The sequence below is a fragment of the Methylobacterium iners genome (assembly GCF_022179305.1).
Taxonomy (GTDB): Bacteria; Pseudomonadota; Alphaproteobacteria; order Rhizobiales; family Beijerinckiaceae; genus Methylobacterium; species Methylobacterium iners.
Map to the genome: position 1 here is coordinate 48,805 of NZ_BPQP01000033.1, position 24,945 is coordinate 73,749.

The 24,945-nt window shown below is 69.0% G+C and carries 24 protein-coding genes; 13 read left to right on the plus strand and 11 right to left on the minus strand.

Features of this window, described 5'->3' with window-relative positions; all coding sequences use genetic code 11:
* The first annotated feature begins 84 nt into the window (after positions 1 to 84).
* From MFF55_RS11615 to MFF55_RS11635, 5 genes are all read left to right on the plus strand, one after another.
* Positions 85 to 1,263: a malate--CoA ligase subunit beta gene (locus MFF55_RS11615; protein WP_238244251.1), complete on the plus strand. Its 1,179-nt coding sequence runs from the start codon at positions 85 to 87 to the stop codon at positions 1,261 to 1,263.
* A gap of 15 nt (positions 1,264 to 1,278) precedes the next feature.
* Positions 1,279 to 2,172 carry a succinate--CoA ligase subunit alpha gene (sucD, locus tag MFF55_RS11620; protein ID WP_238244252.1) on the plus strand — a complete coding sequence of 298 codons (894 nt, stop codon included), beginning with the start codon at positions 1,279 to 1,281 and terminating at the stop codon, positions 2,170 to 2,172.
* A 150-nt stretch (positions 2,173 to 2,322) separates the two neighbouring features.
* Positions 2,323 to 5,082 carry a phosphoenolpyruvate carboxylase gene (locus tag MFF55_RS11625; RefSeq protein ID WP_238244253.1) on the plus strand — a complete coding sequence of 920 codons (2,760 nt, stop codon included), beginning with the start codon at positions 2,323 to 2,325 and terminating at the stop codon, positions 5,080 to 5,082.
* Positions 5,083 to 5,145: 63 nt separating this feature from the next.
* Positions 5,146 to 6,120, plus strand: coding sequence for an HpcH/HpaI aldolase/citrate lyase family protein (locus tag MFF55_RS11630; protein ID WP_238244254.1), 975 nt, complete (start codon positions 5,146 to 5,148; stop codon positions 6,118 to 6,120).
* A 185-nt stretch (positions 6,121 to 6,305) separates the two neighbouring features.
* Positions 6,306 to 6,740, plus strand: a complete 435-nt coding sequence (locus MFF55_RS11635; protein WP_238244255.1) for a GlcG/HbpS family heme-binding protein — start codon at positions 6,306 to 6,308, stop codon at positions 6,738 to 6,740.
* Between the two features lie 102 nt (positions 6,741 to 6,842).
* Here the strand turns inward: MFF55_RS11635 and MFF55_RS11640 are convergent, their stop codons facing one another.
* Positions 6,843 to 7,727 carry an outer membrane protein gene (locus tag MFF55_RS11640; protein WP_238244256.1) on the minus strand — a complete coding sequence of 295 codons (885 nt, stop codon included), beginning with the start codon at positions 7,725 to 7,727 and terminating at the stop codon, positions 6,843 to 6,845.
* Between the two features lie 240 nt (positions 7,728 to 7,967).
* Here MFF55_RS11640 and MFF55_RS11645 point away from each other — a divergent pair, with 240 nt between their 5' ends.
* Both MFF55_RS11645 and MFF55_RS11650 read left to right on the plus strand, forming a co-directional pair.
* A complete protein-coding gene (locus MFF55_RS11645) occupies positions 7,968 to 8,147 on the plus strand; it encodes a hypothetical protein (RefSeq protein ID WP_238244257.1) in 180 nt (59 codons plus the stop codon).
* Positions 8,148 to 8,275: 128 nt separating this feature from the next.
* Positions 8,276 to 9,130 (plus strand): S49 family peptidase, encoded by an 855-nt coding sequence (locus MFF55_RS11650; RefSeq protein WP_238244258.1) that lies wholly within the window; start codon positions 8,276 to 8,278, stop codon positions 9,128 to 9,130.
* 7 nt (positions 9,131 to 9,137) lie between these two features.
* Here the strand turns inward: MFF55_RS11650 and MFF55_RS11655 are convergent, their stop codons facing one another.
* Complete coding sequence (locus MFF55_RS11655) at positions 9,138 to 9,380, minus strand: hypothetical protein (RefSeq protein ID WP_238244259.1); 243 nt, start codon at positions 9,378 to 9,380, stop codon at positions 9,138 to 9,140.
* A gap of 444 nt (positions 9,381 to 9,824) precedes the next feature.
* On the opposite strand from MFF55_RS11655, the gene MFF55_RS11660 reads away from it, so the two are divergent.
* From MFF55_RS11660 to MFF55_RS11675, 4 genes are all read left to right on the plus strand, one after another.
* Positions 9,825 to 11,105 (plus strand): O-acetylhomoserine aminocarboxypropyltransferase, encoded by a 1,281-nt coding sequence (locus tag MFF55_RS11660; protein WP_238244260.1) that lies wholly within the window; start codon positions 9,825 to 9,827, stop codon positions 11,103 to 11,105.
* Positions 11,106 to 11,174: 69 nt separating this feature from the next.
* Positions 11,175 to 11,336, plus strand: coding sequence for a hypothetical protein (locus MFF55_RS11665; RefSeq protein ID WP_238244261.1), 162 nt, complete (start codon positions 11,175 to 11,177; stop codon positions 11,334 to 11,336).
* Positions 11,337 to 11,375: 39 nt separating this feature from the next.
* The gene (locus MFF55_RS11670) at positions 11,376 to 11,762 is read left to right on the plus strand and encodes a response regulator (RefSeq protein WP_238244262.1); all 387 of its coding nucleotides are present in this window, start codon (positions 11,376 to 11,378) and stop codon (positions 11,760 to 11,762) included.
* A gap of 27 nt (positions 11,763 to 11,789) precedes the next feature.
* On the plus strand, positions 11,790 to 13,085 hold the full coding sequence (locus MFF55_RS11675) for an O-acetylhomoserine aminocarboxypropyltransferase/cysteine synthase family protein (RefSeq protein WP_238244263.1): 1,296 nt from the start codon (positions 11,790 to 11,792) through the stop codon (positions 13,083 to 13,085).
* A 3-nt stretch (positions 13,086 to 13,088) separates the two neighbouring features.
* On the opposite strand, the gene MFF55_RS26810 is transcribed toward MFF55_RS11675, so the two are convergent.
* The 3 genes from MFF55_RS26810 to MFF55_RS11700 are packed head-to-tail and all read right to left on the minus strand — an operon-like array spanning position 13,089 to position 16,767.
* Positions 13,089 to 15,428 carry a putative bifunctional diguanylate cyclase/phosphodiesterase gene (locus MFF55_RS26810; protein WP_283206730.1) on the minus strand — a complete coding sequence of 780 codons (2,340 nt, stop codon included), beginning with the start codon at positions 15,426 to 15,428 and terminating at the stop codon, positions 13,089 to 13,091.
* A gap of 36 nt (positions 15,429 to 15,464) precedes the next feature.
* The gene (locus MFF55_RS11695; protein WP_238244264.1) at positions 15,465 to 16,208 is read right to left on the minus strand and encodes an RNA methyltransferase; all 744 of its coding nucleotides are present in this window, start codon (positions 16,206 to 16,208) and stop codon (positions 15,465 to 15,467) included.
* A gap of 10 nt (positions 16,209 to 16,218) precedes the next feature.
* Complete coding sequence (locus MFF55_RS11700) at positions 16,219 to 16,767, minus strand: formaldehyde-activating enzyme (RefSeq protein ID WP_238244265.1); 549 nt, start codon at positions 16,765 to 16,767, stop codon at positions 16,219 to 16,221.
* A gap of 196 nt (positions 16,768 to 16,963) precedes the next feature.
* On the opposite strand from MFF55_RS11700, the gene MFF55_RS11705 reads away from it, so the two are divergent.
* Positions 16,964 to 18,175: an NADP-dependent isocitrate dehydrogenase gene (locus tag MFF55_RS11705; RefSeq protein WP_238244266.1), complete on the plus strand. Its 1,212-nt coding sequence runs from the start codon at positions 16,964 to 16,966 to the stop codon at positions 18,173 to 18,175.
* Positions 18,176 to 18,222: 47 nt separating this feature from the next.
* Here the strand turns inward: MFF55_RS11705 and MFF55_RS11710 are convergent, their stop codons facing one another.
* Both MFF55_RS11710 and glgX read right to left on the minus strand, forming a co-directional pair.
* Positions 18,223 to 18,534 carry a plasmid stabilization protein gene (locus MFF55_RS11710; RefSeq protein ID WP_238244267.1) on the minus strand — a complete coding sequence of 104 codons (312 nt, stop codon included), beginning with the start codon at positions 18,532 to 18,534 and terminating at the stop codon, positions 18,223 to 18,225.
* Between the two features lie 194 nt (positions 18,535 to 18,728).
* The gene (gene glgX / locus MFF55_RS11715) at positions 18,729 to 21,005 is read right to left on the minus strand and encodes a glycogen debranching protein GlgX (protein ID WP_238244268.1); all 2,277 of its coding nucleotides are present in this window, start codon (positions 21,003 to 21,005) and stop codon (positions 18,729 to 18,731) included.
* Positions 21,006 to 21,256: 251 nt separating this feature from the next.
* Between glgX and MFF55_RS11720 the strand changes: the two genes are divergently transcribed.
* Complete coding sequence (locus tag MFF55_RS11720; RefSeq protein ID WP_238244269.1) at positions 21,257 to 21,997, plus strand: SHOCT domain-containing protein; 741 nt, start codon at positions 21,257 to 21,259, stop codon at positions 21,995 to 21,997.
* 10 nt (positions 21,998 to 22,007) lie between these two features.
* Here the strand turns inward: MFF55_RS11720 and MFF55_RS11725 are convergent, their stop codons facing one another.
* From MFF55_RS11725 to MFF55_RS11740, 4 genes are all read right to left on the minus strand, one after another.
* A complete protein-coding gene (locus MFF55_RS11725) occupies positions 22,008 to 22,610 on the minus strand; it encodes a hypothetical protein (RefSeq protein ID WP_238244270.1) in 603 nt (200 codons plus the stop codon).
* Between the two features lie 102 nt (positions 22,611 to 22,712).
* Positions 22,713 to 23,543 carry an ABC transporter substrate-binding protein gene (locus MFF55_RS11730; RefSeq protein WP_238244271.1) on the minus strand — a complete coding sequence of 277 codons (831 nt, stop codon included), beginning with the start codon at positions 23,541 to 23,543 and terminating at the stop codon, positions 22,713 to 22,715.
* Positions 23,516 to 24,244 (minus strand): ATP-binding cassette domain-containing protein, encoded by a 729-nt coding sequence (locus MFF55_RS11735; RefSeq protein ID WP_238244272.1) that lies wholly within the window; start codon positions 24,242 to 24,244, stop codon positions 23,516 to 23,518. Before MFF55_RS11735 ends, MFF55_RS11730 begins: the two co-directional genes overlap by 28 nt.
* A complete protein-coding gene (locus MFF55_RS11740; RefSeq protein WP_238244273.1) occupies positions 24,241 to 24,936 on the minus strand; it encodes an ABC transporter permease in 696 nt (231 codons plus the stop codon). Before MFF55_RS11740 ends, MFF55_RS11735 begins: the two co-directional genes overlap by 4 nt.
* Positions 24,937 to 24,945 lie beyond the last annotated feature (9 nt).

Sequence of the window (24,945 nt, forward strand, 5' to 3'; positions counted from 1 at the left end):
CAAAAAATTATTAAGGACGCAGGGCTTCCCGTGAATTGAACTTTACGGGATGGTCCGCGCGAGGAAGCGTCAGGAGGTCTCGACATGGACGTGCACGAGTATCAGGCGAAGGAGCTGCTCGCGAGCTTCGGCGTCGCGGTTCCCAAGGGGGCCGTCGCCTTCAGCCCGGACCAGGCCGTCTATGCCGCGACCGAACTCGGCGGCTCGTTCTGGGTCGTGAAGGCGCAGATCCATGCCGGCGCCCGCGGCAAGGCCGGCGGAATCAAGCTCTGCCGGACCTACAACGAGGTCCGCGACGCGGCCAAGGATCTGCTCGGCAAGCGCCTCGTCACCCTGCAGACCGGCCCAGAGGGCAAGCCCGTCCAGCGCGTCTACGTCGAGACCGCCGATCCCTTCGAGCGCGAGCTCTACCTCGGCTACGTGCTCGACCGAAAGGCGGAGCGGGTCCGCGTCATCGCCTCGCAGCGCGGCGGCATGGACATCGAGGAGATCGCGGCCAAGGAGCCGGAGGCGCTGATCCAGGTGGTGGTCGAGCCGGCGGTCGGCCTGCAGCAGTTCCAGGCCCGCGAGATCGCCTTCCAGCTGGGGCTCAACATCAAGCAGGTCTCGGCCGCGGTGAGGACGATCATGAACGCCTACCGGGCGTTCCGCGACTGCGACGGCACCATGCTGGAGATCAACCCGCTGGTCGTGACCAAGGACGACCGCGTGCTGGCGCTCGACGCCAAGATGTCCTTCGACGACAACGCGATGTTCCGCCGGGGCAACATCGCCGACATGCACGATCCCTCGCAGGGCGACCCGCGCGAGGCGCAGGCGGCCGAGCACAATCTCAGCTATATCGGGCTCGAGGGCGAGATCGGCTGCATCGTCAACGGCGCCGGCCTCGCCATGGCGACCATGGACATGATCAAGCACGCGGGCGGCGAGCCGGCGAACTTCCTGGACGTGGGCGGCGGCGCCTCGCCGGACCGCGTCGCGACCGCCTTCCGGCTCGTCCTCTCGGACCGCAACGTCAAGGCGATCCTCGTCAACATCTTCGCCGGCATCAACCGCTGCGATTGGGTCGCGCAGGGCGTGATCCAGGCGGCGCGCGAGGTGAAGATCGACGTGCCGCTCGTGGTGCGGCTGGCCGGCACGAATGTCGAGGCCGGCCAGAAGATCCTGGCCGAGAGCGGCCTCGACCTCATCACCGCCGACAGCCTCTCGGACGCGGCGCGCAAGGCCGTCGAGGCCTGCGACGCCGCCAAGCGTAAGCATTAAGTTCGGGAGACCAGCATGAGCATTCTGATCGACGAGAAGACCCCGATCATCGTCCAGGGCATCACGGGCGATAAGGGCACCTTCCACGCCAAGGAGATGATGGATTACGGCTCCAACGTCGTCGGCGGCGTCACGCCGGGCAAGGGCGGCAAGACCCATCTCGGCCTGCCCGTCTTCAACACCGTCAAGGACGCGGTGCGCCAGACCGGGGCCACCACCTCCATCACCTTCGTGGCGCCGCCCTTCGCGGCCGACGCGATCATGGAGGCGGCCGATGCCGGCCTCGCGCTGATCTGCTCGATCACCGACGGCATCCCGGCCCAGGACATGATGCGGGTGAAGCGCTACCTGCGCCGCTACCCCAAGGAGAAGCGCTCGATGGTCGTCGGGCCGAACTGCGCGGGCATCATCTCGCCGGGCAAGTCGATGCTCGGCATCATGCCCGGCCACATCTACCTCAAGGGCAATGTCGGCGTGATCTCGCGCTCCGGCACCCTGGGCTACGAGGCGGCCGCGCAGATGAAGGCCGAGGGCATCGGCATCTCGACCTCGGTGGGCATCGGCGGCGACCCGATCAACGGTTCCTCCTTCCTCGATCACCTCGCCCTGTTCGAGCAGGACCCCGAGACGCACGCGGTCCTCATGATCGGCGAGATCGGCGGCCCGCAGGAGGCCGAGGCCTCGGCCTGGATCAAGGAGAACATGACGAAGCCTGTGATCGGCTTCGTCGCCGGCCTCACGGCCCCGAAGGGCCGCCGCATGGGCCACGCCGGGGCGATCATCTCCGCCACCGGCGACAGCGCCGCCGAGAAGGCGGAGATCATGAGGAGCTACGGGCTCACGGTCGCGCCAAGCCCCGGCGAGTTCGGCTCCACCGTGGCGCAGGTGATGGCCAAGCGGGCGGCCTGACCGGTGCATTTCCCCCTCCCCCTTGTGGGGAGGGGTAGGGGTGGGGGTGGCTAAGTGACCCTGCCGCTCACCAAGCGGAACCACCCCCACCTCCAACTCCTCCCCACAAGGGGGAGGAGAGCTGCCGTCGCGCGTGAGGCAAGCTCGGCCATGACAGACACTCTCCACGCCCCGGTCGGCGCCATCGACCACACCTTCGCGCCCCCGGTGATCACGGGCACCTCCTCGAAGGAGGCGCTCGACATCCTGTTCCATGCCCTCCTCGAAGTCGCGCGCCGGCACGAGCCCGAGCTCGAGGACGTGCTGCACGGCCGTGCCGATATCTCGCGCTTCACGCCCGAGATGCTCGCCCGCGCCCTCCAGGTCCAGGGCATCTGGTTCCAGCTCCTTTCCATCGCCGAGCAGAACGCGGCGATGCGTCGGCGACGGCAGGTGGAGCGCACGAAGGGCCGGGCCGAGCTCGGCGGCAGCTTCAGTGCGGTGCTGGCCGAGGCGGTCAAGACCGGGATCAAGGCCCGCGAGATCCACGCCCTTCTCAAGGACCTGCGCATCCGGCCGACCATCACGGCGCATCCGACCGAGGGCAAGCGCGTCACGGTGCTGGAGAAGTTCCGCCGCATCTACCTCGTGCTGCGCGAGCTCGAACTGCCGCGCTGGACCGAGCGCGAGCGCAACGGCCTGATGAACGAGCTGCGCGACCAGATCGAGCTCGTGTGGATGACCGGCGAGCTGCACCTGGAGAAGGCGACCGTCGAGCGGGAGGTGGCCTGGGGCCTGCACTTCTTCGACGAGACGCTGTTCGAGATGCTGCCGGAGGTCCTGTACTCGCTGGAGGAATCGCTGGCCGCCTACTACCCGGACGAGAAGTTCGAGGTGCCGGCCTTCTTCCAGTTCGGCTCCTGGATCGGCGGCGACCGCGACGGCAACCCCTACGTCACCGCCTCGGTGACGCGCACGACCCTGCAGCGCAACGCCCTGGCCTCGCTCCGCCGCTACCGCGACGGCGTCATCGCGCTCGGCCGGACCCTGTCGCTGACCGAGCGCTCCCTGCCCGTCCCGGCGAGCTTCAAGAAGGAGCTGAGCCACCAGCTCTACGAGAGCGGCGACGGCCGCGCCATCGCCAGCCGCAACCCCGGCGAGGCCTATCGCCAGTTCCTCACCTGCGTGTTGCGCAAGATCGAGGCGACCATCGCCCGCAACGAGGGCGCGCGCTCGACGGGGCCCGACTATCCGAGCGCCGACGGGCTCATCAACGACCTGCGCGTGCTGGAACAGGGCCTCGCCGACGCGAAGTGCCCCTCGCTCGCCACCGACCTCGTCCGTCCGGTCCGGCGCATGGTCGAGATCTTCCGCTTCTCCACCGTCCGCCTGGACCTGCGCGAGAACACGACGCGCACGACCAAGACCCTGCACGCCCTCTGGCAGCAGGCCAACGGCGCCAACAGGACGCCGCCGGAGCTCGACTCGCCGGAATGGAAGAAGTGGCTGCTGGCCGAGCTCGCCAGGCCACGCCAGGGCGACCGCAGCTTCGAGACCCTGCCCGACGACGCCCGCGAGACGCTGGAGACCTTCGCGCTGGTCGGCGAGATGCGCGAGCAGCTCGATCGCGAGGCCTTCGGTGCCTTCGTGCTGTCGATGACCCGCTCGGTGCCCGACATCCTCGGCGCCTACCTGCTTGCGAAGGAGGCGGGGATCTTCCTCGACGCTGCCGGCACCGAGATCTGCCCCCTGCCCATCGTGCCGCTGTTCGAGACCATCGACGACCTGCGCGCCGCCCCGACCATCATGAAGGAGCTGCTCGCCATCCCCGTGGTGCGCCGCTCCACCCGCTGGCAGGGCGGGGTCCAGGAGGTGATGATCGGCTACTCGGATTCGAACAAGGACGGCGGCTTCGTCTCCTCGAACTGGGAGCTCTACAAGGCGCAATCGAAGCTGACCGAGCTCGGCAAGGCCTCGGGCGTGCCCATCGCCTTCTTCCACGGCCGCGGCGGCTCCGTGAGCCGGGGCGGCGCGCCGACCGCGCGGGCCATCGCGGCGCAGCCTCCGGGCTCGATCAACGGGCGCTTCCGCACCACGGAACAGGGCGAGGTCGTCTCGTTCAAATACGCCAATCGCGGCACCGCCGCCTATCAAATGGAATTGCTGGCCTCCAGTGTGTTCGCGCATGCGCTGAACTCGGAGCGTGAGGCGGCCCGGCTCCCTCGCAACGAGTTCGACGATGCTATGGAGGCGCTCTCGGGCGCCTCGCGGGCGGCCTATGTCAACCTGATCCAGCACCCGGATCTCGTCACCTATTTCCAGTCGGCCAGTCCGCTCGACGAAATCGCGCTCCTCAACATCGGCTCGCGGCCGGCCCGGCGCTTCGGCGCGCGCTCCCTGAGCGACCTGCGCGCCATACCCTGGGTCTTCGCCTGGTCCCAGAACCGGCACGTCATCACCGGCTGGTACGGCGTCGGCTCAGGGCTGAAGAGCTTCCTCGACGTGCGCGGGTCGCAGGGTGAGGCGCAGCTCAGGCGACTCTTCTCGGAATCCCGCCTGTTTCGGCTGATCCTCGACGAGGTCGAGAAGACGCTGCTGATGGTCGATCTCGAGATCGCGCGCGACTATGCCGGCCTCGTGCCGGACGAGGGCGCCCGCGCGACGATCTTCCCGATGATCGAGCAGGAATACGCGCTGACCCGCGAGATGGCGCTGCGCGTCAGCGGCGGCAGCGAGCTCGCCGAGCGCTTCCCCCTGTTCCGCGACCGCCTCAACGGGCGCCTGCCGACCATCAACCAGGTCAGCCGCGAGCAGGTGGAATTGCTGCGACGCTTCCGCAGCGAGGAGGACGAGGACAAGCGCGAGGCGGTGAAATCCGCCCTGCTCCTGTCGATCAATTGCATCGCCGTCGGTTTCGGCGCTACGGGCTGACCATCGCCTTACGCGGTGCGCGGGGCGCGCGGCCGTGATCTTCAAGCAAGGAAGGAAACACCCATGAGCTTCACCCTGATCCAGCAGGCCACCCCGCGCCTGCACCGCTCGGAACTCGCTGTTCCCGGCTCCAACCCGACCTTCATGGAGAAGTCGGCCGCCTCCGCCGCCGACGTCATCTTCCTCGACCTCGAGGATGCGGTGGCGCCCGACGACAAGGAGAAGGCCCGCACCAACATCATCCAGGCGCTCAACGAGATCGACTGGGGCTCGAAGACCATGATGATCCGCATCAACGGTCTCGACACCCACTACATGTACCGCGACGTCGTCGACATCGTTGAGGCTTGCCCGCGCCTCGACATGATCCTGATCCCCAAGGTCGGCGTGCCGGCCGACGTCTACGCCATCGACGTGCTCGTCACGCAGATCGAGCAGGCCAAGAAGCGGGAGAAGAAGATCGGCTTCGAGGTGCTGATCGAGACGGCGCTCGGCATGGCCAATGTGGAGGCGATCGCGACCTCCTCGCCGCGTCTCGAGGCGATGTCCTTCGGCGTGGCCGATTACGCGGCCTCGACCCGGGCCCGCTCCACGGTCATCGGCGGCGTCAACGTCGATTTCAGCGTGCTCACCGACAAGGACGAGGCCGGCAACCGCCAGACCCATTGGCAGGATCCCTGGCTGTTCGCCCAGAACCGCATGCTGGTGGCCTGCCGCGCCTACGGCCTCCGGCCCATCGACGGCCCCTTCGGCGATTTCTCCGATCCGGACGGCTACCGCTCGGCGGCCCGGCGCTGCGCCGCGCTCGGCTTCGAGGGCAAGTGGGCGATCCACCCCTCGCAGATCGAGCTCGCCAACGAGGTCTTCACGCCCTCCGAGGCCGAGGTGAAGAAGGCCCGCCGCATCCTTGAGGCCATGGAAGAGGCCGCCAAGGCCGGCAAGGGCGCCGTCTCCCTCGACGGCCGCCTCATCGACATCGCCTCGATCCGCATGGCCGAGGCGCTGATCGAGAAGGCCAACGCCATGGCGGCGAAGTAAGCCGGGCGCCGTCGGCCGGCGCTCCGTCGCCGGTCACGCCCCGCTGGTCCGGATCGGGCAGCCCTCGATCCGGACACGCGCATGCGGACATCCGTCGCCCGCGGGCACGCGAGCGACTCTCGGTCGTTGAAGAGGGCCGATGTCGTGCCGTCTGGCATGGCTCTGGCTGAAGAGGGAAAACATCCATGCACGTGACGATCGAGGACGCGCACAAGGCCATCGCGGCGGCACGCGCCAAGGCGAAGGAACTCGGCACGCAGATGTGCATCGCCATCGTGGACTCGGGCGCGAACCTGAAGGCTTTCGACCGGATGGACGACGCCTGGGTCGGCTCCATCGACATCGCGCAGAAGAAGGCGAAGACGGCCGTGTTCTTCGGCATGCCGACGGGCGAGATCGGCAAGCTCTCGCAGCCCGGCGGCTCGCTCTACGGGATCGAGCACTCGAACCAGGGCCTCATCACCTTCCCGGGCGGCATCCCGATCGTCGACGAGGACGGCGTGATGTCGGGTGCCATCGGCGTCAGCGGCTCGAGCGTCGAGAACGATCACGCGGTCGCCGAGGCCGGCGCCCGGGCGATCGGCACCACGGCGCTGCCGGCCCATCCCTGGCGGACCTGAACCGGGTCGTGTGCTGAGCACGAGGAGTTCGGCACGAAAAAGCCCTGCTCTCGCGAGCAGGGCTTTTTCTTTCGACCGCGATCCTAGCGGACCTTTGCGGCCCTAGAAGCTGCCGAACCGATAGGTGAAGCCGGCCTTCACGATGCTGCCCTCGGTCGTGAAGCGCGAGGTGTAGGAGCCGGTGGCTGCGGTGAGGCCGGTGCTGTTCACGAGCACGTTGCGGCTGCCGAGGTCGTAGCGCAGGTACTCGGCCTTCAGGGTGATCGCCTGCGCGCCGATGAGGCTGCCGATGAAGTTGAACCGTGCCAGGAAGCTGTCGGTGGGAATCGCGTACTCGATGCCGCCGCCGTAGACGTAGCCCGTCTCCATGCCGTCGAAGCGGCCCGCATAGGCCAGCGTCCCGGCCGGGTTGAGGAAGTTCGCGGCGTAGGCGACGTTGCCGTAAGCGAAGCCGCCGGTTCCGTAGACGAGGACGCGGTCGAAGGCGTAGCCGAGCCGGCCCTGCACGGTGCCGAGATAATCGAGGCGCTGGCGCAGGTTGCTCGGGTCCGGCGCCACGTTCACGCCTGGGATGACGGGCCCGAAATAGGCGTAGCTCTTGCTGATGTCCGTCCAGGTCACGTTGGCGTCGAGGCCGACCACGAAGCCGGACCCCGGGGTGAACTGGTAGGTGTAGCCGAGCCCGCCGCCGATATTGCCGAAGCCGTCCTGCTCCGAGCGGAAAGCGCCGGGGCGGCGGCCCTGCGCCACGTTCAGCTGCGTGTTGGTGATGCCGCCGGCGCCGTTGTTGTTGCCGACGGTGCGGATCGTCTGGCGGTCGCTGAAGGCGTAGGAGCTGTGCGTCCCGATGTGGAAGCCGGTCCAGGTGAAGACGGGCACCGGGACGAAGGCCGGCGGCGGCGCAGCGCGGCGCGGCAGGTCCGCGGCCGCGGCGGTCCCGGCGAGGAGCGCCGATGCGGCGCCGGCAATGAGAAGCTTGGCGATCATGATGGCGTGTCCGTCCCGAGGTCCCCCGACCCGGCCGCACGGTAGCGGAGAGGCCCGCTCTTGCCTGTCACGCGAGGGACACAGCGATGAATCGAAGCTCCGCATCGGCCCGGGACGGCCGGTCACGAATGCGGCATCGGCCGCGGCGCGGGCGTGGCCTCGCCGCGGCTTGCGACAACGGCCGGTTAAGCATGCTGCCCTATCACGACCCGAGTACCCCGAGCCGTGACAGGAGCGCCGATGACCCGGGACCAACTCGCCGCCGAACTGAAGCGCATCGCCACCGCCCATGTCGGCGACATCGAGCGGGCGGTGAAGGACGGCCACAAGACCATTGCGCTGAACGAGATCGCCGAACTCAACCGTCACCTCAAGGCGCTCGCCGCCGCCGTGAAGGCGAAGCCCGTGGTGCGCGCCTGAGGCGATGACGAACCTGATCAGGTCCGCCGGTGCAAATCGTCCCGCCGCCTTGATTCCTACTCCCCAGCACCAGAGTTTCGGAGGGCGGGGCCGCGAGCCTCGATCATGAGCCCGAGCTGACACCACCCATGCCGATCGAGATCCCGGCCCGCCTTCGCGCCCTCCTGCCCCGCCGCTGGCGCGAGCGACCGCCGCGGGTCGCGGTGATCCGGCTCAGCGGCGCGATCGGCGCGGTCTCCCCCTTCCGCTCGGGGCTCTCGATGGCAGGGGTCGCGGGCAGCCTGGAGCGCGGCTTCACCATGCCGGGTGTCGCGGCGGTCGCCCTCGTCATCAACTCGCCGGGCGGCTCGGCGGCGCAGTCGCACCTCATCCATCAGCGCATCCGGTCGCTTGCTGCGGAGAAGGGGCTGCCGGTCCTTGCCTTCGTCGAGGATGTCGCCGCGTCGGGCGGCTATATGATCGCCTGCGCGGCCGACGAGATCCACGCCGATCCGGCCTCCCTCGTCGGATCGATCGGCGTCGTCTCGGCGGGTTTCGGCTTCGACCGGCTGATCGAGCGCATCGGCGTCGAGCGGCGCGTCCACACGCAGGGCGAGGCCAAGGCCATGCTCGATCCCTTCCGCCCGGAGGACCCGGCCGATGTCGCCCGGCTCAAGGTGATCCAGGCCGACGTCCAGGAGCTGTTCACGGCCCTCGTCACGGCACGCAGGCCCAAGCTCGATCCCGAGGAGAAGCTGTTCACCGGCGCCGTCTGGACCGGCCGGCAGGCGCTCGGCCTCGGTCTCGTCGACGGCCTCGGCGACGTGCGTTCGGTCCTGCGGTCCCGGTTCGGGGAGAAGGTGGCGCTCAAGGTCGTCGCCGAGAAGCAGGGCTCGCTGGTGGCGCGGCTGCTGCGGCGTGCCAATCCGGGCAGCACGGGACTCGCCGAGGAGGCGCTGGCCGCGATCGCGGAGCGGGCGGCCTGGGCTCGCTACGGTCTTTGAGCCGGGATCAGCGGGCCGGCGAGCAGCCGGCGGCGGCATAGCCGGCATAGACGACGCGAACCTTGCGCACACAGGTCTCGCCCTGGGGCGCTGCGACCGGAGCGATCTCGATCGGCGTCACGGCGGCGGGCATCTGAACGGTCTCGACGCGGTCGGGCGTGGCGAGCGCGTTCGAGGCGCTGATCACCAGCGGCGTCGCGACGAGGGATGCGGCGACGATGGCGGCGAAAACGGTGAGCGACTGGCGCATGGTCCTGATGTCCTTGACCTTTCGCGCGCCCTTCGGCGCTGCGTGACCCCTTGATTGCTGCGTAAACTTGGCCGCAGCGATGTGGTTCCGGTCGTAAAGGAATTGGGGCGGAAATGTGTGCGTGGACGCACGGGGGCGTCTGTGAGCGGCTTCCTCGCGCCACCCCACTTGTCGTCCCGGGGCCGGGCAGTGGAGGCTGGGATCTAGAGCCGCCGACGCGGCAAACTGAAGAACCACCGATGGTTCCAGGTCCCAAACTCGCCTAGTGCGCCCCGGGATGACAAAGCGGGGGTTGTCACGCCGCTTTGCGATATCCTCCGCAGCGACGAGGCGTTACCTTGACGCCCATCACGCGTCCGCCATAAAGAACCCTCGTTCTTTTCAGCGGATGATGGACGGGCCGTGCGCCGCGAGCGAGCGGATGACGGTTCCCAGGAGCAGCCCATGACCGACCGTCTCCCCGGCTTCAACACTCTGGCGATCCATGCCGGCGCGGCGCCCGATGCGACGACGGGGGCACGGGCGACGCCGATCTATCAGACGACGTCCTTCGTGTTCGACGACGTCGACCACGCCGCCTCGCTGTTCGGGCTGCAGGCCTTCGGCAACATCTATTCCCGCATCACCAACCCGACCAACGCCGTGCTGGAGGAGCGCATCGCGGCGCTCGAAGGCGGCACGGCCGCGGTGGCGGTCGCCTCGGGCCACGCGGCCGAGTTCCTGACCATGCACGCCCTGATGCAGCCGGGCGACGAGTTCGTGGCCGCCAACAAGCTCTACGGCGGCTCGATCAACCAGTTCAACCATTCCTACAAGAACTTCGGCTGGAACGTGGTCTGGGCCGACACCGACGATCCGTCGTCGTTCGAGCGGGCGATCACGGCGCGCACGAAGGCGATCTTCATCGAGAGCATCGCCAATCCGGGCGGCGTCATCACCGATATCGCGGCGATCGCGCAGATCGCGCGGCGCCACAACATCCCACTCATCGTCGACAACACGATGGCGACTCCCTACCTCATCCGCCCCTTCGAGCACGGCGCCGACATCGTCGTGCACTCGGCCACCAAGTTCCTGGGCGGCCACGGCAATTCGATCGGCGGGCTCGTCGTCGACGGCGGCACCTTCCCCTGGGCGGGGGACGACCGCTACCCGATGCTGTCGGGGCCGCGGCCGGAATACGGCGGCATGGTCCTGTCCGAGACCTTCGGCAATTTCGGCTTCGCCATCGCGATCCGGGTGCTGGGCCTGCGCGACCTCGGGCCGGCCCTCTCGCCCTTCAACGCCTTCATGATCCTGACCGGCATCGAGACCCTGCCCCTGCGCATGCAGCGCCACTCGGACAACGCCCTCGTCGTGGCCACCCATCTTCAGGGCCACGAGGCCGTTTCCTGGGTCAGCTATCCGGGCCTCGAGACCGACCGCTACCACCAGCTCGCTCGGCGCTACACGCCCAACGGAGCCGGCGCGGTCTTCACCTTCGGCCTGAAAGGCGGTTACGAGGCGGGCGTCAAGCTCGTCTCGAACCTGCAGCTCTTCTCGCACCTGGCCAATATCGGCGACACCCGCTCCCTGGTGATCCATCCCGCCTCGACGACCCACCGCCAGCTCACCGACGCGCAGAAGACGGCCGCGGGCGCCGGGCCGGAGGTCGTCCGGCTGTCCATCGGCATCGAGGACCCCGCGGACCTGATCGACGACCTGAATTCAGCGCTAAGCGCCTGAGATCGTTCGCGTTAACCGGCCATTTACCATGACGCCTCCAAGCTCCCCACCGTCACCGGAGGGGCGGGAATGTCGGGTTTCGAATGGGCGGCGTATCTCAGCGACGGCCTTGTCGGCTGCGCGGTGATCGCGGGAATCTTCATCACGGGCTGGGCGCTCGGCGCACGCGCCGGGGCGCCTGCGACCCCAGGGCCGGGCCCCGTTCTTGACGCGTCCGGCCACGGGGAATAGGCCCCGCCAAACGGCACCTGAGAGATCGACACGCCACCGATGACGCAGCAGCCTCCCGAACCGCCCGTCGTCCTCCTCGTCGAAGACGACGGCCTGCTTCTGATGGAAGCCTCGGATACGCTGAGCGAGGCGGGCTTCACGGTGGTCGAGGCCTCCCATGCCGACAAGGCCTTGAAGGTTCTGGAGAACCGCGACGACGTCGAGGTCCTGATGACCGACGTGGACATGCCGCAGGGCTCGATGGACGGCTTCGCGCTGGCCCGCCTCGTGGCGCATCGCTGGCCGGCGATACCCGTCCTCGTCGTCTCCGGCATGGGCACGCCCGGGCCGCACGACATGCCGGACGGCGCCCGCTTCATCCCCAAGCCCTACGAGCCGACGACACTGGTGCGGACCTTGCGGGCCTTCACCCGGCGCGCCGCCTGATCCCTTTCTCCTGACGGAAGGCCCCCGATGGCCACCGAGACAACGACCCACCGCTTCGCGACGCAGGCCGTCCATGCCGGCGCCGCGCCCGATCCGGCGACCGGCGCGCGGGTGCAGCCGATCTACTTCACGAACGGCTTCGTGTTCGAGTCGACGGAGCAGGCGGCGGACATCTTCGCGATGCGCCGCACCGGCTTCTCCTATTCCCGCGGCTCGAACCCGACGGTCGCCGCGCTTGAGCGCCGCGTCGCCGCGCTGGAGGGTGCCAAGGCGGCCGTGGCCGTCTCCTCCGGGCAATCCGCGGTGCTGCTCGTCCTGATGACGCTGATGAAGAGCGGCGACGCCTACGTCGCGTCGTCCCGTCTGTTCGGCGGCTCGCTCGGCCTGATGCGCCGCCTAGACGGGCGCTACGATCTCAAGCCGCAATTCGCGAAAGGATTGACGCCGGCAGACTTCGAGGCGGCGATCACGCCGGACACCAAGGCGATCATCTGCGAGTCGATCGTCAACCCTTGCGCCACCGTGATGGACCTCGAGGGCATCGCCGAGGTGGCGCGCCGCCACAACCTGCCGCTCGTCGTCGACAACACCCTCGCCTCCCCGGCTCTCATCAGGCCGATCGAGCACGGCGCCGACATCGTGGTGCATTCCACCTCGAAGTTCCTGGGCGGCGCCGGCCAGACCATCGGCGGCATGATCTGCGACGCCGGCCGCTTCGACTGGAAGGCGGCAGGTTCGCGCTACAATCTCATCAACGAGCCCTGGCCCGATTACGACGGCCTGGTGATCACGGAGCGCTTTCCGGAGATCAGCTTCGCCGTCGCCTGTCGCCTGTTCGGCCTGCGCGACCTCGGCCCCGGCCTCTCGCCGATGAACGCCTTCCTGACGCTGACCGGCATCGAGACGCTGCCCCTGCGGATGGAGCGCCACTGCGCGAATGCCAAGGCGGTGGCGGCCTACCTGAAGGACCATCCCGCGGTCGAATGGGTGAGCTACCCCGCCCTGCCCGGCCAGCCCGGCGAGGCGCTCGCCGCCCGCTACGTCCCGCAGGGTCCGGGCTCGATCTTCACCTTCGCCCTGAAGGGCGGCGAGCCGGCCGCGGTGAAGTTCATCATGTCCCTGGAGCTGATCTCCCACCTCGTGAACATCGGCGAGATCAAGTCGCTGGCGATCCACCCCGCGACGACGACGCACCGGCAGCTCGACGACGCGGACAAGCGCGCGGCCTGCGTCGGACCGGAGGCGGTCCGCCTCTCGGTCGGGCTGGAGAACGTGGAAGACCTCATCGCCGACATCGCCCAGGCGCTGGCGCAGGTCGGCTGAGCCTCAGGCGATCTTCAGCTCGCCCGTCGGCAACGACGTATCGAAGGCGAGGTCGGGGCGGTTCGCCAGGAACCACGGCACCCGGCTCGGCGGCATCGGCTTGCTGTAGAGATAGCCCTGCGCACAGGCGCAACCCTGACCCTTCAGGAAGCGGGCCTGGGCCGGTGTCTCGACGCCCTCGGCCGTGACGGCGAGGCCGAGGCTGAGACCGAGCTGCAGCACGGCCGCGACGATGGCCGCGTCGTCGGCGTCGCGCTCGAGGTCGCGCACGAAGCTGCGGTCGATCTTGATCTCGTCGACCGGGTACTGCTTCAGGTGGGTCAGCGAGGCGTAGCCCGTGCCGAAATCGTCGAGCGCGACGCGGATCCCGGCCCGGTGGAGCGTCTCCAGGACGGGCGCGACCCGGTCGCCGTGGCCGCCGAGCAGGACGGTCTCCGTCACCTCCACACCGATCCGATCGCGGTCGAGGCCGGCGCTCGCCAGATCGGCGAGCAGGCTCTCCGCAAAGTCGGCTTCGGCGAACTGCGCCGAGGACAGGTTGATGAACACGCGGCCGGGATCGAGACCCGCCCCGACCCAGCCCGCGACATCGGCGAAGATCTGCCGCATCAGACACCGGCCCAGGGCGGCGCCGATCTCGGGATCGTCGAACGCGTCGGCGAAGGCGAAGGGCGCGAGCAGGCCGCGCGTGGGATGGCACCAGCGCGCCAGCGCCTCGAAGCCGACGATGTCGTTCGTCTGCAGGTCGACCTTCGGCTGATAATGCGGGAGGAGGCCGCCCTCCTGGAGCGCGATGCGCATCTCCCGGATCACGGTGACCCGCTCCTCGATGCGTACTCGCAGGACGGGCGTGAACATCGTGGCACGGTTTCGGCCAGCGCCCTTCGCCGCGTAAAGGGCGAGGTCGGCGTTCGTGAAGAGGTCCGCCGCGTTGCCGGCATGCTCGGGAAACAGCGCGAGCCCGAGGCTTGCCTGCGGCACCACGGTCCGGCCGGCGATCGGCAAGCCGAGGCTCAGCACCGCGTGGATCTCCTCAGCGAGCGCGTGAAGTCGACAGGACGGTTGTTCCGCGTCAACCTCACAGGGTGAGATGACCACGAACTCGTCGCCCCCCAGCCGTGCAACGAGTTCGCCCGGCCGCAAGGTGCCGGCGAGACGGCGTGCGACCTCCTTGAGCAGGGTGTCGCCGGCCTCGTGCCCCAGGGTGTCGTTGACCTCCTTGAAGGCGTCGAGATCAATCAGAACGAGGCCGACATGCGAGCCCGCAGCCTCGGCCGAGGCCAGGGCGGCATCGAGGGTGACTTGGAACAGGGCCCGGTTCGGCAGACCCGTCAACGCATCGTGGTGCGCGGCCTCGCGGACCGCCTGTTCGGCGCGCTTACGGTTCGTAATGTCGACGAGGCTCGACACGACGCAGAGCTCCCCGCCCAGTTCCACCTCCTCGGCCGAGATCAGAACGTCGCTTTCCACGCCCCCGGCCGAATGAACCGGGATCTCCAGATCGCGGACGGTGCCTTCCCGCTCGATCTCGGCCTGGACCCGCCGACGTGCCTGGATCGGCGTCAGGTCGCGCGTGGTGATGGTCCCTAGGGCCTCGCTCCCATCAATCCCGAAGAAGCGCAGAGCGGCATCGTTCATGCTCGCGATCCGGCCTGTCGCCGCGGAGGAGACCACGATCGGAATCGGTACCGCCTTGAACATCGTCTCGAACAGGCGGCGGTTCTCCGCCAGTTCGTCATTGGCGCGGCGTCCGGCCTCGGCCGCCATCCATTCCATCCGCCGCAGCCTGTTCCCGCGGACGAGGAGAAGCACCAGCGCGGTGTTGACCACGGCGACGGACGCGACGAGCGCCACCGGCATCGCGGGCATCGACCGCAGGACGTGCACCGTGAGCAGGGCCACCGCACAGAACAGGGCGCTGAGCGACGTCCACCGGAAGCTCATCGGAATGACGAGCAGGTAGATCGCGGGAAGGATCAAGGTGACGAAGGGGTCGATCGTGGGGCGCAGCGTGCAGAGGGCGGCGACGGCCACGGTCGTGACGAGCGCCCAGGCGAGCAGGATGCCCTGGAGGCGCGGGAAGGTTGCGACGCTACGGGCTGCGAGGAACGAAGCCATCGAGGTCGCCATGATCGCGAGCCGGAGCGGAAACGTCTCCCAGAACCCTCCACGATCGGCGTAGTACCAGTCAGACCCGATGATCAGCGCGTAGAGGAACGCCCCGGCGGCGAAGATCAGCCGGGCGTGGCGCCGCGTCTCCGGCAGGCGCTCGGCCTGAAACGCCGCTTCCCGCTCGGGCGCGGCGAACTCGCCGCCTATGATGCTGAGTCGGTCGGAGCACATGCCGCCCGACAATCACGGCAATGTGTATGATCCGGGTTAAGACGCTGCCGGATCGCCGCGCTTGCGCCGAAGGGTACGCAGAGCGCCCCGGAAGGTGCGCACATCCTGCTCCGTCATCGCCATGCGGTGGAGCATGTCGCGCATGTTGCGGGCGATGACGTCGCGCTTCTCCGGGGGGTAGAACCCGGCATCATCCAGCGCCTCTTCGAGGCTCGCGAACAGCGAGAGCAGCGCCTCGCGCGTGGCCGGGGGCGACAGCATCTCGCCCGTGAAGGGCAGCCGGGCGAGGCCGGCCGTGCGGCGCCACTCGTATCCCACCAGCAGCACCGCCTGGGCGAGGTTGAGCGAGGGAAAATCCGGCGAGACGGGGAAGGTGATGATGGCGTCGGCAAGCGAGACCTCCTCGTTCGTCAGCCCCACCCGCTCGCGGCCGAACAGGATGCCGACCCGCTGGCCGGCTCGGGCCCCGACATCCGCCATCGCCTCGTCCGGCGCGAAGACCCGCTTCATCTGCCCGCGCTCACGTGCCGTCGTCGCCAGCACGCGGTGGAGGTCCGCGATGGCCTCCGGCACGGTGGCGTAGATCGCCGCGCCGTCGAGGACATGCGTCGCGCCCGAGGCCGCCTCGCGCACGCCCTTCTTCGGCCAGCCGTTCTTGGGCGCCACGAGCCGCAATTCGGACAGGCCGAAATTCGCCATGGCGCGAGCCGTCATGCCGATGTTCTCGGCAAGCTGCGGCTCGACCAGGATGACGACGGGCGCGGCGCTCGGAGGGGGCATCGGCCCGCGCTCAGATCTTTCCGTCGAGGCCCATCTGGTAGTACTTGTGGACGATCCTGTCCTGGTTCTCGAGGAGCCAGTCGATCGAGGGCTCGTTGGCCATGGCCTTGCGGATCGCCTCGGTCATGCCCTTGCGCTGGATCTCGAACAAAGCCTTGTGATCGACGCTCTCGGCCTCGATCACGCCGGGGCTGAGCCAGACCGAGCAGATGATCCCGAGATCGTTGGCGCGGTCCTTCGGGATGTAGCCGGCGCGCACCGCGTCGAGCACGCCGTTGGCGATCGCGAACTGGACCGTGCCCATCAGGATCGAGGTGTATTTCGAGGTCTCGACGCTGACCTTCGAGACGCAGAGCGTCACCGGCCGCACCATGATGTCGGTGTTGAGGAGCGCGAAGACGCGGCTGTGGCCGACGACCTGATCGCCCGTTAGCGTGGCGAGCGCAGTGCCGACCGGCCCGTCGAGCTCTCCGATGATCACCTCGGGCTCGGAAGCGGTGTTGGGCGGTCCGCCCGCGACCAGAGCCTCGCCGGCCCGCAGGATGATGCGCTCGCTCATGATATCCGCCGTTCTTCGTGAAGGAGGGCGCAGATTCCCGTCAGTGGCGCGGATGTCTAGCCTCGGCCAGGATTTTCCGCTCACAGGTCGTGGGCCGCAGGCACGCCTTTCGCGTCGTTGTGCACCGCGCTATGACGCCCGCACGCGGCGCGGCCCCTCCCTCGACCGCGCGGTTCGAGAAAGGCTTGTGAGCACCATGTCGAAGATCAAGGTGGCGAACCCGGTCGTCGAGCTCGACGGCGACGAGATGACCCGGATCATCTGGGCCGAGATCAAGGACAAGCTCATCCATCCCTATCTCGACGTCGACCTCGAATATTACGACCTCGGCGTCGAGCACCGGGACGCAACGGGCGACCAGGTCACGATCGATGCGGCCAACGCGATCAAGCGCCACGGCGTCGGCGTGAAATGCGCCACGATCACGCCCGACGAGCAGCGGGTGAAGGAATTTGGCCTGAAGGAGATGTGGAAGTCGCCCAACGGCACCATCCGCAACATCCTCGGCGGCGTCATCTTCCGCGAGCCGATCATCTGCAAGAACGTGCCGCGCCTGGTGCCGGGCTGGACGCAGCCGATCGTGGTCGGACGCCACGCCTACGGCGACCAGTACCGCGCCACCGACTTCAAGGTGCCGGGCAAGGGCCGTCTCTCGATCAAGTTCGAGGGCGAGGACGGCACCGTGATCGAGAAGGAGGTCTTCAAGTTCCCCGAGGCCGGCGTCGCGATGGCGATGTACAACCTCGACGACTCGATCCGCGACTTCGCCCGGGCCTCGCTGAACTACGGTCTCAACCGCAAGTATCCGGTCTATCTCTCGACCAAGAACACCATCCTCAAGGCCTATGACGGCCGCTTCAAGGACCTGTTCCAGGAGGTGTTCGACAACGAGTTCAAGTCGCGCTTCGACGCCCTCGGGATCGTCTACGAGCATCGGCTCATCGACGACATGGTCGCCTCGGCCCTGAAATGGTCGGGCGGCTACGTCTGGGCCTGCAAGAACTACGACGGCGACGTCCAGTCCGACACGGTCGCACAGGGCTTCGGCTCGCTCGGCCTGATGACCTCGGTGCTGCTCACCCCCGACGGCCGGACCGTGGAGGCCGAGGCCGCCCACGGCACGGTGACGCGCCACTACCGCGAGCACCAGAAGGGCAAGGAGACGAGCACGAACTCCATCGCCTCGATCTTCGCCTGGAGCCGCGGCCTCGCGCACCGGGCCAAGCTCGACGACAACGCGGACCTGGCGAAGTTCGCCAACACCCTCGAGACGGTCTGCGTCGACACGGTCGAGAAGGGCTTCATGACCAAGGACCTCGCCCTCCTCGTCGGCCCCGACCAGAAGTGGCTCTCGACCACGGGCTTCCTCGACAAGGTGGACGAGCACCTGAAGACCGCGATGGCGTAAGGGTTCGCCGAACCCTCCCCCCTTTGCGGGGGAGGGAAGGTTCCGCGCTAACCCTTCGCCGCGTTGCGTTTCCGCGTCTCCGCCGCCTTCCTCGCGGAAGCCGAGCGCTGCTCCGCCGTCCGCGAAGCAGACGCCTTGCCGCCGACGGCGCCGCCACGATGCGCGACGGGGTGGCCAGTAGATTTGCCCCGGCCAGACCCGCCGGGATGCTTGCCGCCGCCGTCGTCCTTGTTGACCGTGGCCCAGGCGCGCGACTCGGCCTCCTTCTCCGGCACGCCGCGCTCCACGTACGAGTCCATGATGTGCTCGGCCTTGCGCACCTGCTTGTCCGTGTATTTCGACTTGTCGCCCTGGGGCATGCCGCCCTCCCTCTGACGCCCCCACTCCGGCTCACGCCGGCTCAGCCGCCAAGACGAGCGTCGGCGCGGCTGAACGGCCCGGCAGGCGGGCGAGGCTTGTTCGGGACGTCAACCGCCGATCCTTGGCACCGGTTCGCGGTCGACGCATCCCGTCGAAGCGCCGCATCGGCGCCGTCGGAGAGCGACGCCTCAGGTCACTCCTCCGCCACGCCGAAGCGCACGCTGTCGATGTTGGCCCGTTCGAAAGCCTGCATGACGTGCTGGTAGGAGCGCTCCCCCTCGCTCACCGCCTCGCCCTTGGTCGATTCCGGACGGAGCACGAACATCAGCATCGAGCGGCCGGTGACGTCGTAGCGCTCGCTGATCCCGACATCGGCTGCCTTCTGGTCGTCGGGCAGGTTGGTGTCGAGGAGCCGGGTCCAGGCCGCGCCGCCGAGGGAGGCGGGAAGCGTGAACGAGACCATGTCGTGATAGGCGTTGTAGAGAAGCAGGAGCGTCGCATCGCTGCCGCGGCGCTGGATGCCGGTGGCCTGCGCCCGCCCATCGAGCAGGACGGCGATCGAGCGCGCCTCACCCTGGCCCCAGTTCTCCGGCGTCATCTCCTCGCCCGTCGGCGACAGCCAGGTCACGTCCTTGACCCCGAGATCCTCGTCGAAGGCGCCCGTGAGGAAGCGTCCGCGGGTGAGGATCGGCAGCGCCGCGCGCAGGTGCATCAGCCGCTGCGTGAAGGCGGCGAGGTCGCGCTCGTCGTGGCCGATCGCACCCCAGTCGACCCAGGAGACCTCGTTGTCCTGGCAATAGGCGTTGTTGTTGCCGCCCTGGCTGCGCGCGAACTCGTCGCCGGCCAGCAGCATCGGCGTGCCCCGCGACAGGAACAGGGTCGCCAGCATGTTGCGCATCTGGCGCAGTCGCACGGCGCGGATCTCGGGATCGTCGGTCGGTCCCTCGACGCCGTAATTGTAGGACAGGTTGTGCGAGTGCCCGTCGCGTCCCTCCTCGCCGTTCGCGAGGTTGTGCTTCTCGTTGTACGAAACCGTGTCGTTCAGCGTGAAGCCGTCGTGGGCCGTGATGAAGTTGACCGAGGCCCAGGGCTTGCGCCCGCGCTTGTCGAACTTGTCGGCCGAGCCCGTGATGCGCGCGGCGAGCGACGGCAAGAGGCCGGCGTCACCCCGCCAATAGCCGCGCACGTCGTCGCGAAAGCGGTCGTTCCACTCCGCCCAGCCCGGCGGGAAGCCGCCGACCTGGTAGCCGCCGGGGCCGCAATCCCAGGGCTCGGCGATGAGCTTGACGCCGTTCAGCACCGGGTCCTGCCGGCAGGTATCGAGGAAGCCGCCGCCCTCGTCGAAGCCGTGCGGCTCGCGCCCCAGGATGGTGGCGAGGTCGAAGCGGAAGCCGTCGACCCGCATCTCGGTGGCCCAGTAGCGCAAGCTGTCCGTCACGAGCTGCAGCACGCGCGGATGGGACAGGTTGAAGGTGTTCCCGGTGCCGGTGTCGTTGATGTAGTAGCGCGCATCGCCCGGCAGCAGCCGGTAGTAGGAGGTGTTGTCGACGCCCTTGAAGGACAGCGTCGGCCCGCGCTCGTTGCCCTCCGCGGTGTGATTGTAGACGACGTCGAGGATCACCTCGAGGCCGGCCCCGTGCATGCGGGCCACCATCTCCTTGAACTCCGAGAAGGCGAAGTCCGGCACGGCGGCGTAGCGGCGGGCGGGGGTAAAGAACGAGATCGTGTTGTAGCCCCAGTAGTTCACGAGGTCCTTCTGCTGCAGGTAATCGTCCTGCACGAAGGCGTGGACCGGCAGGAGCTCCACGGAGGTTACGCCGAGGCTCTTGATGTAGTCGAGCACCGCCGGGTTGCTCAGGCCCGCATAGGTGCCGCGCAGGCGCTCGGGCACGGCGGGGTGCAGCTTGGTGAACCCCTTCACGTGGGTCTCGTAGAAGATCGTCTTCTCCCACGGGATATGCGGCTTGCGGTCCCGCCCCCAGGTGAAGGCCGGATCGATCACGCGCGAGCGCCGGGTGAAGGGTGCCGAATCCCGCTCGTCGAAGGTGAGGTCGTCGCCGCTCTCCATCTGGTAACCGAAGAGGGCCGGGTTCCAGGTGATCGAACCGACGAGACCCTTGGCGTAGGGGTCGATGAGGAGCTTGTTCGGGTTGAAGCGATGACCGGCACGCGGCTCGTAGGGACCGTGCACGCGGTAGCCGTAGATCGTGCCGGGCCGCGCGTCGGGCAGGTAGCCGTGCCAGATCTCGTCGGTGTATTCGGGCAGCGGGATCCGCTCGATCTCGCGCTCGCCGGCATCGTCGAACAGGCAGAGCTCGACCTTGGTCGCGTGAGCGGAGAACAGGGCGAAGTTGACGCCGAGCCCGTCCCAATTGGCGCCCAGAGGATAGGGCAGGCCCTCCCGGATGCGCGAGCGCGCGGCGCGGACCAGCGAAGTCGTCTGCGTCTCGAAGCCCGTGTCGTCGGCCATGTTCGCTCCGGTTGCCGGTTGATGTGTTGGGATCGCCGCGAGGGGCGTCGTACTCCCACGGCTGACGGAACGCTTACGCTTGCGCGGAAGGTCCGGGCGCCGGGAAATTTTTGCCGCGGTGCGCTGGGCGGGCGGTCGCCGCGGCCCGGCCGGAACGGCCGCGGACGCGCGGCGTTCGCGACAGAGCCTGTGGGTGATCAGCGTTCCGCGGACAGTGCTTGTCGCCGACCGAAGCCCAAGGAGCGAAGGCCATGACCGACGAAGATCCCGACCGCCCCGCCGCCGGATTGCGGGCCGTGGCCGATCGGCACGGCGTCAGCCTGGAGGCGGTCCGTCACCTCCTCCGCGCCCTGGAGGCCGGCCACGGCACCATGGCGCAGTTCGACCATCCCGATCTCGGCGGCTTTGGCCAGTGGTCGGCGGGCGGCATGATCATGATCGGCCAGATGTTCGATTCCGGGCTCAAGGCGCGGGTGGCCGCCCTGTGCGATGAGCTTTCCCGCTCCCTGCCCGTCGCCGCCTGGGGCGAGGCCAGGGGCGGAGGCTGGTGGCCGCCCGAACTCGGGCAGCCGGCGACCTCGGGCGCCCAGAACGCTATGCGCTACGCCTACTTCCCGCGGCACCGCAGGCTCGCCGTGGAGATCGACGGCCGGCTCGCCGTCTACGATACCGGCGAGCACGAAATCAGCGGCGTGTCCCAGGCGCAGGGCGGCGGCCAGAGCCTCCGCTTCACCGGGCGGGGCGGCGCCGTGGACCTCGCCGCCTTGACGCAACTCGACGGGTCCGGTCCCGCGGTGGCACCGGTACCTGCGGAGCCGAGCAGGCCGTCGCCGCCCTCGATGCCCTCCCCTCCCGCCGATGTGCCGACGCCGCCCACCGTCCAGGGCGACATCCTGTCCACGCTGGAGCGGCTCGCGGAACTTCACCGCAAGGGCGTGCTGACTGAGCAGGAATTCACCGCCAAGAAGGCGGAGCTTCTGGCGCGGCTGTAGGACCGCGCCGCTACTTGGCGGCTTCGAGCAGCTTGAGGTCCATGGCGGCCAGCGCCATCAGCGGCGCAGGCATGGGCACGCCGGCACGCCGGATCTCACGTGCGACGCCCTGACAGGCCGCGATGTCGTTGCTGCGGGCGGCGGCATCGGCCCGCTCGATCGATTCAGGCGTCGGCTTCTTCGGCGGCGGAGCGGCCGGCGCGGCGGGAGCCGCGGGCGCGGCCGCCTGGGCCGGCGGTGCGGGTGGCTGGGCCGGCGGTGCGGCGGCCTGAGGCGCGCCGGCACCGGAAGGCGCCGCGGTATTCTGGGTCGCGCCCTGCGGACCCGCCGCGCCGGGGCCCGAGTTCGGAACCGGCCCGCTCAGGCCGGAACTCTGCTGAGGCTCGCCGGCCGCAGGCGGCTTCGGAGCTGCGGCATTCGGCGACGGAGCCTGGACGGCGGTCGGCGTCGGCGGCGTCGCCGCGGCTGGCTGGGGCGGTGGAGGATGCAGGAAGGCGGTGAGCTCCGTGCAGACGTTCGCCGGCTTGCCCGACCGCGCCGCCTCTTGAGCCGACGCAAGCCCCGGCAGCAGGGCAACCGACGCGAACAGCGCCGCGACGCCGAAACCTCTCATGACACGCTTCTCCCGAACGCGGCGCCTGAACCGGGCGCGCCTTTCCAATATGTCACGCGCGAAGCGAGGGGGCGTCAAGGCGGCGACCCGGCTTTCATGGTCTCACAGCCCGCCGGGCACCCCTGCATTGGGGAAGAACAGCTGCTCGCCGCCGATCCTGTAGCCCGCGATCGCGGATTGACCCGGCGCCGAGACGAGCCAGTCGATGAAGGCCTGGCCTGCCCTCGCCCGCACGTGCGGGTGCTTCTCCGGGTTCACCAGCATGAGTCCGTATTGGTTGAACAGGCGCCTGTCGCCCTCGACCAGGATCTTCAGCGGGCCGCGGTTCTTGAACGAGAGCCAGGTGCCCCGGTCGGCGAGGAGATAGGCGTCGGCGGCTGCGGCGGTGTTCAGGGCCGGCCCCATGCCCTGGCCGACCTCCCTGTACCACTCGCCGCGCACAGACCCGAGATCGAGGCCGGCCTCCTTCCAGTAGCGCAGCTCCGCCGCATGGGTGCCGGAGCGGTCGCCACGGGAGATAAAGGAGGCCCTGGCCGCCGCGATCCCCTTCAGCGCCTCGATGACCCCGCGGCCTGCGATGCCCGCGGGGTCGGAGGCCGGGCCGACGATGACGAAGTCGTTGTACATCAGGGAAAGGCGCTTCACCCCGAAGCCCTCGGCAACGAAGGCCTCCTCCGCCGCCCTGTCGTGGACCAGGACGACATCCGCATCGCCGCGGCGCGCGGTGTTCAGCGCCTGTCCGCTGCCGAGTGCCACGACCTTGACGGCGATGCCGCTCGCCTCCGTGAACCTCGGCAGCAGCCATTGGAACAGGCCCGATTGCTCGGTCGAGGTGGTCGAGGCCACCGTGATGGTCTCCGGCTGGGCGACGCCCGGCACGGGACCGAGGGCGAGGAGCCCGAGGATCAGCAGGCTGCGGCGAAGGAGGTCCACGGCAATTCTCCGGTGAGGTAGGCCCGCGCTTCCGGCGTGCTGGGGCGCGAGATGACCTGGCGGGTCGGCCCGTGCTCGACGGCCCGGCCGGCGCTCAGGACGAGGATGTCGTCCGCGAGCCGGGCGACCTGACCGAGATTGTGCGAGACGAGGACGACCTTGGTGCCGGCCTCGGCGATCGCCGCGATCATGCGCTCGACGCGCTCGGTGGCTGTGGGATCGAGGTTGGCGGTCGGCTCGTCGAGCAGGAGGAGGTCCGGTTGCGTGGCCCAGGCCCGCGAAAGCGCGAGCCGCTGTTGCTCGCCGCCGGAGAGCCGGGTCGCCGGTTCGCCGCCTCGCCCCTCCAGGCCGGCGCGGGCGAGCGCCGCGGCGGTTCGGGCGTCGCGCTCGCGGCGGCGCAAGTGCAGGGGCGCCAGGGCGAGGGCGACGTTGCGGGCGGCGCTCGCCCGCACGAAGCCCGGCCGCTGGAAGACGAAGGCGCGCCGGACGGGGGGAGCGCCGGGCAGGCCGATCCGGATCGTCCCGGCACTCGGCGCGAGCAGGTCGTCGACGAGGCGCAGCAGCACGCTCTTGCCCGCGCCGTTCGGGCCGACGAGCGCGGTGATGCCGGTGCCGGGAAGAGTCGCATCGACGCCATCGAGGATGGTGATGCCGCCGGTCGCGAAGCGGAGCCCCGCGATGAGGATCGGCACGCCGCTCATCCGTAGGCCCGCATCGCGTAGGCGCGCAGGGCGGCGGCGGCGGCGTTGACGGCGACGACGAGGCCGATCAGGACAAGCCCCAGCGCCAGCGCCAGGGAGAGGTCGCCCTTCTGGGTCTCAAGGGAGATCGCCGTCGTCATCGTGCGCGTGTGGCCGGCGATGTTGCCGCCCACCACGAGCACGGCACCGATCTCCGAGATCGCCCGGCCGAAGGCGGCGAGCAGCGCCGTCACGAGGGAGAAGCGCACGTCGTAGACGAGGGTCGCGGCGCGGCGCCAAGCCGGCAGCCGCAGCGAGCGAAGCTGCTCGCCGAGATGCCCCTCCGCATCGGCCACCACCTGCCGGCTCAGGGCGGCGATGAGCGGCGTCACGAGGACGGCCTGCGCCGCGATCATGGCGCCCGGGGTGAAGAGCAGGCCGAAGCTTCCGAGTGGTCCGGAGCGGGACAGCAGGAGGTAGAGGATCAGGCCGATCACCACCGGGGGAAGGCCCATCAGGGCGTTCAGAAGGCCGACGAGCGGCCCGCGCCCGTGAAAGGCGGCCACGCCCAGCAGCGCGCCGGCGGGAACGCCCAGCAGCGTGCCGATCGCGACCGCGGTGAGACTGACCCGCAGGGAAAGCCAAGCGATCGCCACGACCTCGGGATCGAGCGTCGCAAGCCGCCAGAGCGTCTCCTGAAATGTCTCGACCATGACTCCAAT